This is a genomic window from Caulobacter sp. FV1ye13L (assembly GCF_058681155.1).
The window spans coordinates 3,656,728-3,671,203 of sequence record NZ_CM178732.1 but is presented as its reverse complement, the minus strand read 5'-3'; the positions used below and the strand labels follow the sequence as shown (position 1 = coordinate 3,671,203).

At 67.6% G+C, this 14,476-nt stretch carries 17 protein-coding genes; 7 read left to right on the top strand and 10 right to left on the bottom strand.

What is annotated here, in order from left to right:
- Together ACW176_RS17770 and ACW176_RS17765 are read right to left on the bottom strand one after the other, a co-directional pair.
- Positions 1-834, bottom strand: coding sequence for a nuclear transport factor 2 family protein (locus tag ACW176_RS17770; protein WP_492110078.1), 834 nt, complete (start codon positions 832-834; stop codon positions 1-3).
- Positions 834-1,331 (bottom strand): c-type cytochrome, encoded by a 498-nt coding sequence (locus ACW176_RS17765; protein ID WP_419321191.1) that lies wholly within the window; start codon positions 1,329-1,331, stop codon positions 834-836. Before ACW176_RS17765 ends, ACW176_RS17770 begins: the two co-directional genes overlap by 1 nt.
- Positions 1,332-1,617: 286 nt before the next feature.
- Here ACW176_RS17765 and ACW176_RS17760 point away from each other — a divergent pair, with 286 nt between their 5' ends.
- The 3 genes from ACW176_RS17760 (at position 1,618) to ACW176_RS17750 (ending at position 3,115) form a co-directional block, all read left to right on the top strand.
- Entirely contained in the window at positions 1,618-2,121 is a 504-nt protein-coding gene (locus ACW176_RS17760; RefSeq protein WP_419321192.1) for a GcrA family cell cycle regulator, read from the top strand.
- A 51-nt stretch (positions 2,122-2,172) separates the two neighbouring features.
- On the top strand, positions 2,173-2,388 hold the full coding sequence (locus ACW176_RS17755; RefSeq protein WP_419251642.1) for a hypothetical protein: 216 nt from the start codon (positions 2,173-2,175) through the stop codon (positions 2,386-2,388).
- A 178-nt stretch (positions 2,389-2,566) separates the two neighbouring features.
- Positions 2,567-3,115 carry a MarR family winged helix-turn-helix transcriptional regulator gene (locus tag ACW176_RS17750; protein ID WP_492110077.1) on the top strand — a complete coding sequence of 183 codons (549 nt, stop codon included), beginning with the start codon at positions 2,567-2,569 and terminating at the stop codon, positions 3,113-3,115.
- On the opposite strand, the gene arfB is transcribed toward ACW176_RS17750, so the two are convergent.
- The 3 genes from arfB to ACW176_RS17735 form a co-directional block, all read right to left on the bottom strand.
- Positions 3,112-3,534, bottom strand: coding sequence for an alternative ribosome rescue aminoacyl-tRNA hydrolase ArfB (gene arfB, locus ACW176_RS17745; RefSeq protein ID WP_492110076.1), 423 nt, complete (start codon positions 3,532-3,534; stop codon positions 3,112-3,114). The two genes, ACW176_RS17750 and arfB, sit on opposite strands and share 4 nt — an antisense overlap.
- On the bottom strand, positions 3,531-3,980 hold the full coding sequence (locus tag ACW176_RS17740; RefSeq protein ID WP_419255861.1) for a YaiI/YqxD family protein: 450 nt from the start codon (positions 3,978-3,980) through the stop codon (positions 3,531-3,533). The genes arfB and ACW176_RS17740 overlap by 4 nt, the downstream gene beginning before the upstream one ends.
- 245 nt (positions 3,981-4,225) lie before the next feature.
- Positions 4,226-5,281 carry a D-alanyl-D-alanine carboxypeptidase family protein gene (locus ACW176_RS17735; RefSeq protein WP_492110075.1) on the bottom strand — a complete coding sequence of 352 codons (1,056 nt, stop codon included), beginning with the start codon at positions 5,279-5,281 and terminating at the stop codon, positions 4,226-4,228.
- A gap of 80 nt (positions 5,282-5,361) precedes the next feature.
- Between ACW176_RS17735 and ACW176_RS17730 the strand changes: the two genes are divergently transcribed.
- Together ACW176_RS17730 and mtnP are read left to right on the top strand one after the other, a co-directional pair.
- On the top strand, positions 5,362-6,477 hold the full coding sequence (locus tag ACW176_RS17730; protein ID WP_492110074.1) for a L,D-transpeptidase family protein: 1,116 nt from the start codon (positions 5,362-5,364) through the stop codon (positions 6,475-6,477).
- A gap of 307 nt (positions 6,478-6,784) precedes the next feature.
- Entirely contained in the window at positions 6,785-7,666 is an 882-nt protein-coding gene (gene mtnP, locus ACW176_RS17725; RefSeq protein WP_492110073.1) for an S-methyl-5'-thioadenosine phosphorylase, read from the top strand.
- On the opposite strand, the gene ACW176_RS17720 is transcribed toward mtnP, so the two are convergent.
- Genes ACW176_RS17720 through ACW176_RS17710 form a run of 3 tightly spaced genes read right to left on the bottom strand, consistent with a single transcriptional unit; the run spans position 7,644 to position 9,893 of the window.
- A complete protein-coding gene (locus ACW176_RS17720) occupies positions 7,644-8,246 on the bottom strand; it encodes a TIGR04282 family arsenosugar biosynthesis glycosyltransferase (protein ID WP_492110072.1) in 603 nt (200 codons plus the stop codon). The genes mtnP and ACW176_RS17720 overlap by 23 nt on opposite strands.
- On the bottom strand, positions 8,236-8,928 hold the full coding sequence (locus tag ACW176_RS17715) for a TIGR04283 family arsenosugar biosynthesis glycosyltransferase (protein WP_492110071.1): 693 nt from the start codon (positions 8,926-8,928) through the stop codon (positions 8,236-8,238). The genes ACW176_RS17720 and ACW176_RS17715 overlap by 11 nt, the downstream gene beginning before the upstream one ends.
- A complete protein-coding gene (locus ACW176_RS17710; RefSeq protein ID WP_492110070.1) occupies positions 8,925-9,893 on the bottom strand; it encodes a radical SAM protein in 969 nt (322 codons plus the stop codon). Before ACW176_RS17710 ends, ACW176_RS17715 begins: the two co-directional genes overlap by 4 nt.
- Before the next feature lie 163 nt (positions 9,894-10,056).
- Between ACW176_RS17710 and ACW176_RS17705 the strand changes: the two genes are divergently transcribed.
- Together ACW176_RS17705 and ACW176_RS17700 are read left to right on the top strand one after the other, a co-directional pair.
- Entirely contained in the window at positions 10,057-10,872 is an 816-nt protein-coding gene (locus ACW176_RS17705; RefSeq protein ID WP_492110069.1) for a DUF1499 domain-containing protein, read from the top strand.
- A gap of 52 nt (positions 10,873-10,924) precedes the next feature.
- Positions 10,925-12,046: an NAD(P)/FAD-dependent oxidoreductase gene (locus ACW176_RS17700; RefSeq protein WP_492110068.1), complete on the top strand. Its 1,122-nt coding sequence runs from the start codon at positions 10,925-10,927 to the stop codon at positions 12,044-12,046.
- Positions 12,047-12,074: 28 nt separating this feature from the next.
- Here ACW176_RS17700 and ACW176_RS17695 read toward each other — a convergent pair whose 3' ends face one another.
- Positions 12,075-13,496, bottom strand: a complete 1,422-nt coding sequence (locus tag ACW176_RS17695) for a dihydrolipoyl dehydrogenase family protein (protein WP_492110067.1) — start codon at positions 13,494-13,496, stop codon at positions 12,075-12,077.
- Positions 13,493-14,209 (bottom strand): TVP38/TMEM64 family protein, encoded by a 717-nt coding sequence (locus ACW176_RS17690; RefSeq protein ID WP_492110066.1) that lies wholly within the window; start codon positions 14,207-14,209, stop codon positions 13,493-13,495. Before ACW176_RS17690 ends, ACW176_RS17695 begins: the two co-directional genes overlap by 4 nt.
- Positions 14,210-14,476: the final 267 nt, after the last annotated feature.

Below are 14,476 nucleotides of genomic sequence, written 5' to 3'. Positions count from 1 at the left end.
TCAGAGTCCGGCCGTCGAATTGACGACCATTTCGCTGATCCTGCCCGCGCCCATGCGGTAGGTCGCCTGGATCTGGCCTTCCCCCCAAGGCCCGCCTTGTGCGCCGCGCACCTGCACGTGCAGACAGGCCTCGACCCGGCCATCGGGCATCTGGCGGGTAGAGAGCAGCGACAGGCTGACATGGATCAGCGCGAACTGGCGCAGATAGTAGGCCCGGATCTGGTCATGTCCCACCAGGGTTTCGCTTTCCAGACCGTCGGGGATGCGAGCGTCCGGCTCGAAGAGCGCTATGACCGCGTCGATGTCCCGACGGTCGATCGCGTTGTAGAGTTCGCTCAGCAGGGCTTCCACTGAAGCGTCTGCGGCAACCCCGTCCTTGTGGCCGTCCATTCGGCGGGGCAGGGCGCCCTCCATCCGCCGTCGAGGGCGCGATTGAGCTTCAGCTTGCGGGTTTGCGAGGGTGTCAGGACGCGGGGGCGGTCGGTCCAGGTGTTCGATATCCATGCGCGAAACCTGGCCATCGCGCAGCGTGTAGTACTGCCGCAGCTGAATGTCGGACCACAGGCTGCCCGTCGCACCGCGCACCACCTGGTTGACATCGACCCGCACCCGGCCGTCATCCTCGATCGCGAAAGCGATGGGCGTCACCTCCACGTGAATGAACTGGCTGTTGGAATCCCAATAGTCGCGCACCGCCGCATGGCCCAACAGCCGGCCGCCCCGGGTCTGATCGGGCCAGTCGACATCGTCGCACAACCCGGCCGCGACCGCCGGGAAGTCGTGGCGATTGAAGGCTTCGAAGAGCCGGGTCAGCAGCGCCTCGGCCTCAATCATCAGGACGCAGGCTTGAAGCCCGTCTCGACCTTCAGATAGGCGATCAGATCGATGCGATCCTTGGGATCCTTGAGGCCCGCAAACGACATCTTGGTTCCCGGGAGGAAGCCGCGCGGATCGGCCAGCCACTTGTCGAGATGCTCGCCGTCCCAGACGAAGCCGGCGGCCTTGACCGCCGGAGAATAGGCGTAGTCGGCGACAGCGCCGGCCTGGCGGCCAAACACCCCGTACAGGTTGGGGCCGGTCAGGGACGGGCCGCCCTCGGCGATGGTGTGGCAAGAGCGGCAGAGTGCGAACTTGCGCTGACCATTGGCCAGGTCACCCGTGTTGTAGGGGGCGGGAAGCGTGGCCAACAAGGCGACCTTTTCAGCCTCGTTCGGGCCGGCGGCGACAGCGGGTGCGACCTCAGACGCGCTCTGCGTCTTGTCGTCATCCTTGGAACAGGCTGTCAGAATGACGCAGAGCGCCGCGATGGCGGCGGAGTGAAAGACGCGCATGAAAATCCTCGAGCGACACTTGGACGCAAACTATGCGACGCCGCGCCACATTCAATTACAGCCTAGGTTCTGAGCCACAATTTCTCGTGTAACGACGTTATGCCGTCAAGCTTCCGCCACGGTTCAGACGGGGGGCCTGCGACAATTGTTGGTACGATCATGATTCCACTCACGAAAGGTGAATTCGCGAACCGTGGGTCTGCACATAAATATTTGACGGCCGTTAACCATGATCCTACCGAAAAGAGGCGGGGGGGCTGCCCCGCCTTGGGTTGGGAAAATCAAGATGGACTGGAACGAAGAGCGGACTGCGGTTTTGAAGAAGCTGTGGCTGGAAGGCATGAGCGCCAGCCAGGTGGCCCGACAGCTGGGCGGCGTCAGCCGCAGCGCCGTGATCGGCAAGGTGCACCGCTTGGGCATCACGGCTCGCGAGACGCCCCTTCGCCCACGCGCCTCGTCGGCCCGCTCGCCTAGCCGCATCCCGGTCAGGACCCGTCAGGCGAACGCGATAGCGCCGGCTCGCATCCCGGTCATCCGCGCTGCGCCGATCATCGTCGACCTGGAGCCGACCTCTGGTATCCTCGGCCTCGAAATCCATTCCTGCCGGTGGCCGATCGGCAATCCCGACCAGAACGATTTCGGCTTCTGCGGCCGCGAGAAGCCCAAGCGCGCTTCCTATTGCGACCAGCACGCCCGGGGCGCCTTCCGTCGTTTCCAGTCTGCCGGCGAGATCGAGACGTGGAGCCGCCAGGGCGTCCCGGAAAAACGGATCCAGCAGCGCCTCGGCTGAGGCCGATCCACCCCCATTCAAATCTTCACCGCCTGCCTTGAGTAGATTCCCATGAACATGGTCCTCATCGAAAACACCGCCGGCAGCAGCCAGGTGATCACGATCATTGAAGAGTTCGCCGGCCATTCGGTGTCGCGCGATCTTAACCCTGGCGATGCAGCGCGCATCCCCGTCAGCCAGTTCAAGTCGATCACCGTGCGCGAGACCTATCCCGACGACTGGCTCAGCCGTGGCCGGGCCCGCAACCGGGCTGTCGCCAACGCCTGACGATCCCTGAGATCCTCGAACTTCCCTGAACGACTCCACCCTGCCTTGACCCCGCGAGCCCCTCTCGCGGGGTTTCTTTTGCGCCCAATACGCGCGCCAGAGAGGGGACTGGTGCGATCGCGCTCAATTTTACGTCGCGGTGGTCTGACCTCGGTTGCGCCGGCCAGGGCCTCGTGACATGAAAGCGCCCACGCACGACCGGGGGGACGAAATGCGGGTTCAGGACACCGGGGAAGAGTACGTCGTGCCGCTGCCAAGCTATCTCAGCTATCTGCTTTATCAGACCGAGCAACACCGCCGCTCTCTGGCCTCCGACTGCATCGCGCGGCACGGCCTGACCTTTCCAAAATGGATCGCCATGGTCGCCCTGCGGCGCTTTGGAGAATGCTCCATGACCCGCCTGGCCAAGCTTTCGGCCAGCGACCGCACCACCCTGACGCGCTCGATCGACGGCCTGATCCGCGACGGCCTTGTCGAGCGCAAGGCCTCGCCGACGGACCGCCGCATCGTAGTGGTCAGCCTGACCGCCGCCGGCGACGCTCTGCTCACCCGCATTCGCGCCGACATTCGCCCGCTCAACGCCGAGGTCTGCAGCGAGCTGACCGCCGAGGAGCAGGTCACGATGACGGGCTACCTCAAGAAGATGCTGGGTGGACTGATCGAAGAGCCTGAGTGGAAGCAGGATGTCCTGGGCTTCAACCAGCGCGCCGAGCCGCTGACGGTTTAGTCTTCGCCCCTGGGCTTGCCCCGCAGCGTCTTGATCCCCGCCCGCTTGCCCTTGGTCTCCAGCCGCTTGAGCTTGCTGGAATAGGTCGGCTTGGTCGGGCGGCGAGGCTTGGGCTTTTCCGTTGCGCGTTTGATCAGGTCGATCAGCCGCTCGCGCGCTTCCTGGCGGTTCATTTCCTGCGAGCGGCTGCCTTGGGCGAACAGCACCAGCACGCCGTCCAGGGTCATGCGGCTGCCACCCAGCGTCTCCAGCCGCGCCTTCACGTCTTCCGGCAGGGTGGGGGAGCCCCGCACATCAAAGCGCAGCTCGATGGCGGTCGAGGTCTTGTTGACGTGCTGGCCGCCGGGACCCGAGGCGCGGGTCGCCTTCTCGATGATCTCGTCGTCGTCGATGCGCAGCCAGCTGGTGATCTCGATCATCGCCGCCCTCGCGTGGCCTTGACCACCACGGTGTCGAGGGCCTGCAGGAACTTGCTGCGATCATTGGGGCCAAAGGCCTTGGGGCCGCCGGTGATCTCGCCCATCGAGCGCAGGTGCTCGCCGATCGAGCGCGAGGCCAGGGCCGAGCCGATCATGTCCGGCGTGAAGATCCGGCCATTGGGCGCGAGCGCCGCGGCGCCGGCCTTCAGCACCCGGTCGGCCAGGGGAATGTCGTTGGTCACGGCGACGTCGCCGGGCTGGGCGCGTTCGGCGATCCAGTCGTCGGCGATGTCGGGGCCGGCGTCGACCACCACCTGCTCGACCGCCGGCGTCAGGGGCACACGGATCCAGCTGTTGGAGACCACGAAGGTCTTCAGCCCGTAGCGCGCGGCGACCTTGTAGATCTCGTCCTTCACCGGGCAGGCGTCGGCGTCGATGAAGATCACGGGCGGGCGAGGGGCGTTCACGGCGAGGCTCTCAAGGAATACGGCCACGCGCATAGCATGGGCGCTGCCTGGGGAGAGAGAGGCTTCAAGGTGAGGGGGAAGAAAAGCTCCAGCCCGATGCGCGAGGCGCAAGGGGCTGGAGAGAATTGGCCGCGCATGCGGGCGCGGTACAAGGGGGGATCGAGGGGGGGGAGGGGATAGGTCTCGAACCTGCAAGATTAGCGCGCGACAGCGAAACCGGTTCCCTAGCGCGGAAGACGCAACGGCCCCGGCACAGGGGGGGGATCCACCGGGGTCGATCCGGCCTGCGGCAAGCTCTTGATCGGCACGCCCGGCAGCAAGGGCTCACCCGTCCATTCCCAGTGCCAGGGCTCGTAGGGATAGTTGACGAAGCCAAAGCGTCCGGCGTTGACGATCATCCACTGGAACACGTCCGAGCGGGCCATGGCCCGGCGATTGTCGTCGGCCGAGCTGTCGGGGCCAAAGCCCGGGGCGGTGGCGATGTAGATGTCCATGGCCAGGCCGGTGCGATGGGCCGAGCAGATGGAGCGCACCAGGCCCTGGCAATTGTTGTCCCGCGCGCAGCGCTCGGCGTCGGCGGCTGGATCGCGGTAGCCGGAGAAGATGGTCAGGATCTCGGGGCGAGGGACCACGCCGGCCGCCCTGGCCTGGCTGACCATCTGGCGGTAGGCGTCCAGCGCCCCGGGGCGCAGCTGGATCGTCTTGCCGCCATAGCTTTCCCCGGCGCGCGCGGTTTCCAGGGCCGAAAGCGGCGGCGCGCCGGGACACATCCCCTGGGCGTTGATCCGAGCGAATGGTCGCTCCAGGTGCCAGCCGCGGAGCATCGGCTGGAAGGTGGTCGCGTCCAGGATTCCGGACGGTTGCAGTCCGTTGGCGCGTTGCCAGACCGCCAGGGCCGCAGCGAAACCCGGGGTGGAGGGCGCGCAGCGTGTGTGGATCTCGGCCGCGATGCGGGGCGCATAGATCTCCCAGCCAACCTCCGGCCGGCCGAACGGATACCAGATCATGCGGCTCAGCGAGGCCGTGTTGGCGCCGCGCGCACCGGCCGGGGCCCGGCGGGACTCGCAGTCCTCGTCGGGCTGAACGTCGGGAGCGGAAGCGGGCGGATCGACCGAGGGGATGTATTGCGTCGCGGCCTGCTGTTCCCACGGAGGCGGCTGATCGGTCACCAGCGGCGATGGAACGGGGTCATCGCCAGGCCAGACGACCCAGACGACGAACGCGGCGACCGCCAGGGTGAGCAGGCCGAAGATCCAGGTCAGGGAGCGCAGCAGCTTCAACCGGTTCTCCCCAAGCGTGCTGGAACTTCGCCATGACTGAAGACTTCAGACCGGCAGTCGTTCCGTCTGGAGTTTCCAACATGCCCTTTGATCCGCGTCCCGTCGCCCTGGCGTTTGGCGGCATCTTCGCCCTGGCTGCGTGCTCGGACCCTGTTGCGGAACCTCCGGCTGGATCGCCCGTCGCGCCGCCGTCACCGGCGACCGCCCAGAGCACCGTGCCCGTGGTCGCCGCTCCGCCCGCAGACGTGGCCGTGGCAACCTCCAGTTCGCCCCAGGCTCAGGTCATCGATGCGGCGACCTTTGATCCCGCCGTGGTCGATCCGGAGGGCCTGAAGACAGCGATGATCCGCGCCCAGGTCCTGCTGGACCGCGCCCATCTGTCGCCCGGCGTGATCGACGGACGGCCCGGGACCAATGTCACCCTGGCCCTGGAGGCCTTCCAGGCCGCCAGGGGCCTGCCGGCCAATGGCAAGCTGGACAAGGTCTCGTTCGACGCTCTGGTCGCCGGCGATGGCGGACCGGTGATGACCGACTATGTCGTCACCGCCGAGGATGTCGCCGGTCCCTTCCAGCCCAACATCCCCAAGGGTGACTATGAAGCCATGGCCAGGTTGCCGGCCCTGTCGTTCGGCGACGTGGTCGAGGCCCTGGCCGAACGCTTCCACATGGACGAGGCCTTGCTGCGCGCCCTCAATCCCGGCGTCGATTTCACGGCGGCCGGGACGTCCATCGTCGTCGCGGCCGTCGGTCCTGACAAGCTGGCCGGCAAGGTGGCGCGCATCGAGATCGACAAGGCCCGGGGGCAGGTCCGCGCCTTCGATGACCAGTCCGTCCTGCTGGCGGTCTATCCCGCCACGGTCGGCAGCACCGAGCGCCCGGCCCCGACCGGCGAGTGGGCGGTCAACACCGTCGCGCCCCGGCCGACCTATACCTATGACCCCACGCGCCTGACCTTCGGCAAGCCCAAGGGCAAGCTGACCATCAAGGCCGGGCCCAACAACCCGGTCGGCTCGACCTGGATCGACCTGACCAAGGACACCTACGGCATCCACGGCACGCCCGACCCCAGGCTGGTCAACAAGCGCGCCTCGCACGGCTGTGTGCGCCTGACCAACTGGGACGCCGCCGAACTGGGCGCGGCGGTCCTGAAGGGCGCCAGGGTGGTGTTCTTGGGCGCCGAAGCTCGCAAGACCTGAACCGGACAGGCGCTGCAGGCGGTCGAGCAGTCGCCTCATGGCTCGTGGGCCATGATCCTCCCTCGTTCCATTGGACACCCATGCTAGTTTTTCGGAGCTGGAGAGGCGCATTTGTTGAGCGTGAAGCGTCGGGTCTTTCCGGAGATCTGCAAACGAGAAGCGGTTGCCCGGGTCGGCAGCAGCAGCTTTTCGGCCGGGGCTGTGGCCCGGGAGTTGGGCTGACAATGCCCCTTGGGCTTGCAAGGCCAGCCTGTCCCATCGCGCCCGGATGACGTATCAAGGGAGCCTGGGCTTAGAGAGGAACGGCATGAAGGACTGGGTGATCGGCGTCATGGGCGGTTCGGGCCTGTACGATCTGGACGGGTTGTCGGATCGGCAGACCCTCCGTCTGGAGTCGCCGTGGGGCGCGCCATCCGACGATCTGGTTACCGGAACCCTTGAAGGGGTTCGCCTGGTCTTCCTGCCGCGCCACGGCCAGGGCCATCGCATTCCGCCGGGCGCGATCAATGCCCGCGCCAATATCGATGTTCTGAAGCGGGCGGGCTGTACCGACCTTGTCTCGGTTTCGGCGGTCGGCTCGCTGCGGGAAGAGCTGCCGCCCGGGACCTTCGTCGTGGTCGATCAGTTCATCGACCGGACCGTCGCGCGGCCCGCCTCCTTCTTCGGTCCGGGGCTCGTCGCCCACGTGTCGATGGCCGATCCGGTCTGTCCGAGCCTGTCGTCTGCAGCCGCGAACGCAGCGCGCGCGGCAGGGGCCGTGACGGTCGAGGGCGGCGTCTATGTCGCCATCGAAGGCCCGCAGTTCTCGACCCGCGCTGAAAGTGAGCTCTACCGCGCCTGGGGATGTTCCGTCGTCGGCATGACGGCGATGCCCGAGGCTCGCCTGGCCCGTGAGGCGGAGCTGCCCTATGCCAGCGTTTGCATGGTCACCGACTATGACTGCTGGCGGGCCGATACGGCCCATGTCGAGGTCGCCGGGATCCTGGCCACCATGAAGGCCAATGCCGAGGCGGCGCGCCGGATGCTGACCGAACTGGCGCGCGGTCTGCCGCAGACCCGCACGGCCTCACCGATCGACACAGGCCTGGACTATGCCGTCGTTACCGATCCGGCGACATGGGATCCGGTGCTGGCAGGCAAGCTGGCGGGGATCTGCCCGAGACGGTTCAGCCCCAGCGCGATTGGCTGAGATAGCGTCGAAGCGACGCCCCGTCATCGACGTCCTCCTGCAGCCTTAGCAGGGCGACCGGGCGGGCCTCCATGTTGGCGAGGGTGTCGGCCAGGGCGTGATGGGTCGACCAGCGGACGCCCTCAAACGGCAGATGCATCCGTGGCCGACGGCGAAGGCCGATCAACCAATAGCCGCCATCGCGGGCCGGGCCGAAGACGGCGTCGTGGGCGCCGAGCGCAGCGAAGGCCCTGGCCACGTCCTGACGTGTCACGGTCGGGGTGTCGGCGCCGAGGATGACCACCGGTCCGCGCGGCAGGGCGCGGATGACCCGTTCCAGCTTCTCGCCCAGATGGCCCGGTCCCTGGGCGATCACGCGCGCCGGCGCGGCCCAGTCCGTCGGCCGGTCCGGCGAAACGGCCATCCACAGGGTCCACCGCGGGTCGCGGCCCAGGGTGCGACGCAGGCGCGCCAGAGCCGCACGAGCGAACCGTACAGCCTCCAGGTTGCCGACATCTGCGGCGAGCCTGCGCTTTCCCACACCGTAGCGCGGCTGCCGGGTAAACAGCACCAGATGCTGCTGGGTTGGATCAGCGGCCATAGAGCGCCGCGATCCGGGCCGGGGCGACGCCCAGGAAATAAAGCGCTAGGCAGCGCAGGTTCAGGGCGCTCTGGCGGACCCAGCCGCGGCGACGCCAGCGCTCGGCGGAGGTCAGGGCGGCGCCGTGCAGCTGGTGAAGACGGTGGCGGCCCAGGCGGCGGGCCAGGTCGACATCCTCCATCAGGGGCAGGGCCGCAAATCCCCCGACTTCGGCATAGAGTTCGCGATGGATCAGAAGGCCCTGGTCGCCATAGGGCAGGGCCAGGAGGGCGACCCTGAGGCTGACGCCCCATTCCAGCAGCCGGGCCTGCCAGGCGGAGTCGTCGAGCTTGAAACGGAAGGCTCCAGCCCATCCCCGGCTCTGGGGGGCGGCGATATGGTTCGCCAGAGCCGCCCAGGCGGGTGCGTCGAGTCGGGTGTCGGCGTGCAGGAACAGCAGCCATGCACTGCTGGCGGCCTCGGCGCCGAGGGCGAGCTGATGGCCGCGCCCCGGGACAGAGTGAAGGACCCGCGCGCCATGGGCGGCGGCGCGGGCGACGGTGTCATCGACGGAGCCGCCATCCACAACGATCACCTCGCGCACTGCGGGCAGGTCGACCAGGGTCCGGGCCAGGCGTTCGCCGCTATTGAGCACGGGCAGGATCACTGAGAGGTCCTCCAGCCCAGGGCCAGGTGACGTCATGGCGCGCTGCAACTGGCGCCGCCCAGGACGCAAAACTGGGCGCAGAAAGGGTGGTTGAGCTGAACGGCGCCGGAGGCCTGCGCCAGGGTCTGGCCCAGTTCGAACTGGGGATCGTACGGCGTCAGGGTGCAGGCGACGACGGCGGGCTCGGCCGCGTCCTTGCGGCGCACGACCATGCGGCTTGTGGCGCACATCATCTGTTCGGGCGCCCGGTCGAGAATTTGCCAGCAGGCCTCGGTGATCTCCGGCACGGCCCGGTCCGCTTCCATCTCGGGAAACAGCACCAGGGTCGACCGGTCCTCCGCGTCGACGGTCAGGCCGCGCGCGCGAAACAGGTCGCCAAAGGCCTGCCGCGCGGCGGGCTCGCTCTCTTGCGCCAGTCGACGACCGGCGATCGCGACGCGAAGGCCTTGGTCGCGCAGCCAGTCCAGACCCTCCCAGGCCTTGTCCCAGGATCCCGTCCCGCGCTCGGCGTCGTGGACCGCCTGGGTGTGATGGTCGAGGCTGACGCGAAAGGTCAGACGGTCGCGATGCGGCCTCGCCAGATCGCTCAGGCGCGCGCCCCATCGCAGCATCGGGCGCATGGCGTTGGTCAGGACCAGAACCTCATGGCCCGCACCGAGGGCGGCGTCGAGCATGGCCAGGATGTCCGGGTTCATGAACGGCTCGCCGCCGGTAAAGCCGATCTCGCGGGTCGGCAGTCCGGTCTCGGCAATCTCGTGCAGATAACGGGTGACGTCTTCCAGGCTCAGATAGGCCAGGGCGTCATTGGTCGGTGAACTCTCGATATAGCAATTGACGCAGGCGATGTTGCACAGGGTCCCGGTGTTGAACCACAGGGTTTCCAGCGCGGTCTGGGCGACCCGGGCGCGGGGCGATCCGTCCGCCGTGACGAGAGGATCCACGAAGCGGCCGGGCCCGGCGGCGGCGCGATGGGTTGCGAAGGGCGAAGCGGTCGACGTCATGGCGTCCTTTGTGTCAGTTTCGGGCCGATCGTCCCAGCGCCGAGCGAGTTTACCGACCAGATTCGGCCCCATGGGTGCAAAGGTTTCATCGGACCGTCCGGAAATCGAACTCTGGCGTCCTGGCGAGGTTCGTGGAACGGTCGCGATACACAGGAGAACCATCATGCTGACGCGATCGAAATTCGCCGGGATAGCCCTGACCTTGTCCCTGCTGGTCCCCGTCTGGTTCCTGGTCTCCGCCCTTGGGGTGAAGTTTGGCCTTTGGTCCTGGCGTATCGGGCTTGGCGTGCTGATCATACAGTGGGGACCGCGTCTGCTGCTGGCCACGGCCGTGATCGCCCTCGTCGCCCTGATCCTGGTCTTGATCCGCCGTCCCCGGGCCGCATGGGCTGCGGCGCTCGTCGCCCTGATCATCCCCGCGACCGGCCTGGGCTATCTGGGCTGGGTACGGGCCCAGGCGGCCGATATCCCGCCGATACACGACGTCGCCACCGACATTGCCGATCCGCCGGCTCTGAGCCCGAGCCTGCTGTCGCTCCGGACGGCGGCGGAGGCCAATCCCGTGGCGGACCTGAGGGCGCCCCTGGTCGCCGCAGACCCCTACCGCGATCCCCGGTTCGCCAAATATGGCAGCAAGAGCCTGGGGCAGGTCGGTCATGAGGCCTATCCGGGGCTGCGGACGGCCGCGTTCGACGCGGCGCCGACGAAGGCCTTCACCGCAGCGCTCAAGGTGGCCCAGGGCATGGGCTGGACTGTGGTGACCCAGGACCCGCAGGCCGGCGTGATTGAGGCGACGGCGGGGACCTTCTGGTTCGGATTCAAGGATGATGTCGTCGTGCGGGTGCGTTCGGGCCCCGGAGGGCAGGGCTCCAGGATTGATGTTCGATCCATCTCGCGCGTCGGGTTGAGCGATCTGGGCGCCAACGCCAAGCGCATTGAAACCTATCTGGCGCGGGTTTCGGCAGGACTGAAAACCTGAGGCGGGCGCCACGACAGGGCGTCTCCTTCCGCGTTCTTGCGGCGCGGCTCGCATGACGGCGCGGTCGGTGACCCTGGTCGGGGCGGGCCACGCGCATCTGCACGTCGTGCGGCAAGCCGCCCAGCTACGGGCCGCAGGGCTGACGGTGACCCTGATCGCGCCCGAGCTGTTTCACTATTCGGGGCTGGCCAGCGGCGTGCTCTCCGGCGCGCTGGCGCTGGATGAGGCCCAGATCGATATGGCGGCCCTGGCGGCGGCATTCGGCGTCCGCCATCTGGCCCAGTCCGTCGTGGCGGTCGATCGTGCGGCACGCATCCTGACCCTGGCCGATGGCAAGACCGAAACCTATGATCGCCTGTCGCTGAACATCGGCAGTGTTGCCGCTGATCCTCACGGCCTGGTCGGCGGCCCCGGGGTCTGGCCGGTCAAGCCTCTGTCGCAGCTGTTGACCTTGCGCGCCCGGATCGAGGCGCAGGTGGCGCCGGGTGCTGCTTCGCCGCGGATCGTGGTCGCGGGGGGCGGCCATAGCGCGCTGGAAATCTCCGCAAGCCTCTGCGGCCTGGTCGAGCGCGGTGACGGTCGGCCCCAGGTCACGGTGATCGCGCCCCGCCTCGGGGTGGGTCTTCCGCCGACCGCCTTGTCTCGGCTGTCGGCGGCCCTGGTTGAGCGGGGGGTCGTTTTGCGGTCCGGCCTTGTCGTGGGTCGAACCGTCGACAGCTGTCGACTGGCCGATGGCGCGCTCGAGCCCTGTGACATCCTGGTTCTGGCGGCCGGGCTTTCAGCCCCGCCGCTGATCGGCGAACTCGGACTGCCGCTGGACGGACAGGGGCGGCTGCGGGTCACGCCGACCCTGCAGGCCATCGGCGACCCCGCCATCTTCGCCGTCGGGGACTGCGCCGTGATCGAGGGCCACACGCGGCCGGCTGCAGGCGTTTTCGGCGTTCGCGCTGCGCCGGTTCTGCTCAACAACCTGGCGGCCCATGGCGATGACCGGCCCACCCGGCCCTACCACCCGCAGACCCGCTGGCTGTCGATCATGGATCTGGGCGATGGTCGGGGCCTGGCGGTGCGCGGCCGGTTCTGGCTACTGGGCCGGGCCGCGCTGTGGTTGAAGCGCTATCTCGATCTCGGCTTTATCCGGCGCATGCGGGCGCCGCCGGCCTCAAGGCCCTAGCCACAGCCGCGCGGTTGCGGCCCATCCATCAGGCGAAATGCTTCAGGATCGCCACCAGCCTGCGTGTGCGGTCAGAGAACAGCGCCGGGGTGTACCATTGGCCGGCCAGACGTTTGCCGATCTCGCCCCGGGTGGGATAGGGCGCGATCATGCTGGTGATCTGACTGAGCTTGAGCCCCGCCGACATCACCAGGGACCAGAGATGGATATGGTCGCCGGCCTGACGGCCCACGAGGGTGACGCCGAGGATCTTGCCCTTTTTCGTCGTGATCAGCTTGCCGAAGCCACGCGTGTCGCCCTCGGCGATAGCCCGGTCATTTTCAGCAAAGTCAAAGTGCTCGACGCGCAGGTCATCGCCATGGATCGCACGGGCCTCGGATTCGCCCAGCCCGATTGCGGCCAGTTGCGGATCGCAATAGGTGACCCGGGGCGTGTGCAGGGCGTCGGCGTTGACCGGCAGGGCGAAGACAGTCCGGCGCACCACCAGCGAGGCGTGCGCGCCGGCCAGATGCGTGAACTGACCGCGACCGGCGGCGTCGCCGACCGCATAGACGCGCCGGTTGCTGCTGCGCAGGGACTTGTCGGTGATGATGCCGTTGCGGTCAGTCTCGATGCCTGCCTTGTCGAGGTCCAGTCCACTTAGGGCCGGGCTGCGCCCGACCGCGATCAGAAGGTGCGAGCCCGTGACCGTGCGGGTCTGGCCATTGGTCTCCACCTCAACCACGGGACCGGACGCGATCCGCGTGGCCCTGCAGCCGGTCATGACCTCGACGCCGTCCGCGCGGAGTTGGGCCAGAACCACGGCGGCGGCCGCCGGGTCTTCGCGTCCCAGAAGGGCGTCGGCCTCGATGATCACCACCTCTGAGCCCAGTCGGCGGAAAGCCTGGCCGAGCTCGACGCCGATTGGACCGCCGCCCAGCACGATCAGACGTTCGGGCAGGGTCGTCAGGCCAAACAGGGTTTCATTGGTCAGGTAGGGGACGGCGTCGAGGCCGGGAATTGGCGGTACGGCGGCATGGGAGCCGGTGGCCACGATGATCTTTCGCGCCCTGACGCGCACACTATCGCTGGCGACGGTGCGATCGTCGACGAAGCGGGCGGCCTCGCGCACCACCTGCACGCCCAGCCCTTCGAAGCGCGCCTGACTGTCATTGGGCGCGATGGCCGCGATGGCGGCGTGGACATGGGCCATGACCTTGGAGAAGTCGATCGACACCTCGCCGACCCGGACGCCGAGCGTCGAGGCAGCGTGAGCGTGATGGGCGGCTTCGGCGGCGGCGATCAGCGCCTTTGAGGGAATGCAGCCATAGTTGAGGCAGTCGCCGCCCATTTCCCCCTTTTCGAACAGCACCACCTTGAGGCCCAGTTGCGCAGCCCCAGCAGCCACGGACAGACCGCCCGAGCCCGCTCCGATGACGGCCATGTCGACCTTGAGGGTTTTGGATGTCACAGGGCGTTTCCGGTTCTGGCGCGGCGGCGTTGATAGAGGGTGGTGCCCAGCGACAGCAGGCCCAGCCCGATCAGGGGCAGGAGGACGCGGGGCTCGAAGATCGCTCCGGCGTTCGGCGTTTCGCCGCGGGCGATCAGGTCGCCGATCCCGGCGCCGATGCCGCTATAGATGAAGGTCGCGGGCATGATGCCCAGGAAGGTGGCCAGGGCATAGGCCCGTAGCGGCGCATGGGCCAGGGCGGCGGCGATATTGACCATCCAGAAGGGGGCCAGAGGCACCAGCCTGAGGGTCAGGATATAGCCAAAGGCCCCGGCCTGAACGCCATCAATGACCGCTTTGAGCGTCCCGCCTGAGGCCTCGGCGCGTCGACGCAACACCTCGCCCAGCGAGGTGCGGACCGCATAGAACACCAGAATGGCCCCGATCGTGGCGCCGACCACGGTCGCGCCGCCGCCGACCCATGGGCCAAACAGATAGCCGCCCGTGAGGGTCAGGACCAGGCCCCCGGGAAGGCTGATCGCCGTGGCCACGGCATAGACGGCCATGAAGGTGAGCAGGGCCAGGATCAGGTGTTCGCCGACAAAGGCTCGCAAGGCCGCCTCATGGGTCCGTAGCGCCTCGAAATTGAGGTAGCGGGTCACGCCGCTGGCGAACACAGCCACCACCAGGACGGCGAGAACCAGCAAGGGAAGAAAGCGTCTCATCAGGCTCATCAGTGGTTTTCCATGGCGTTGATCGACCCGTTATAGGTGTCGCCAGCGATCCGGTCGACCTGGAGAAGGCGGGCCTTGAGGGGCGCTGCCGCATAGCCGGCGAGGTGGTCGATGACGCGTCGGTCAGAGCCGCCGAAATGCTCTGCCCGGCGTGAAGTTGGCGTGTTCGGGTTCCGTTCGCCCTTTGCATCGCTGAGCCAACCCGTGTGGCTTTGCCCTCATTTGCGCGTCAGCGGAAGCAGGTGCTAGCCTGAAATCACCCGCGAT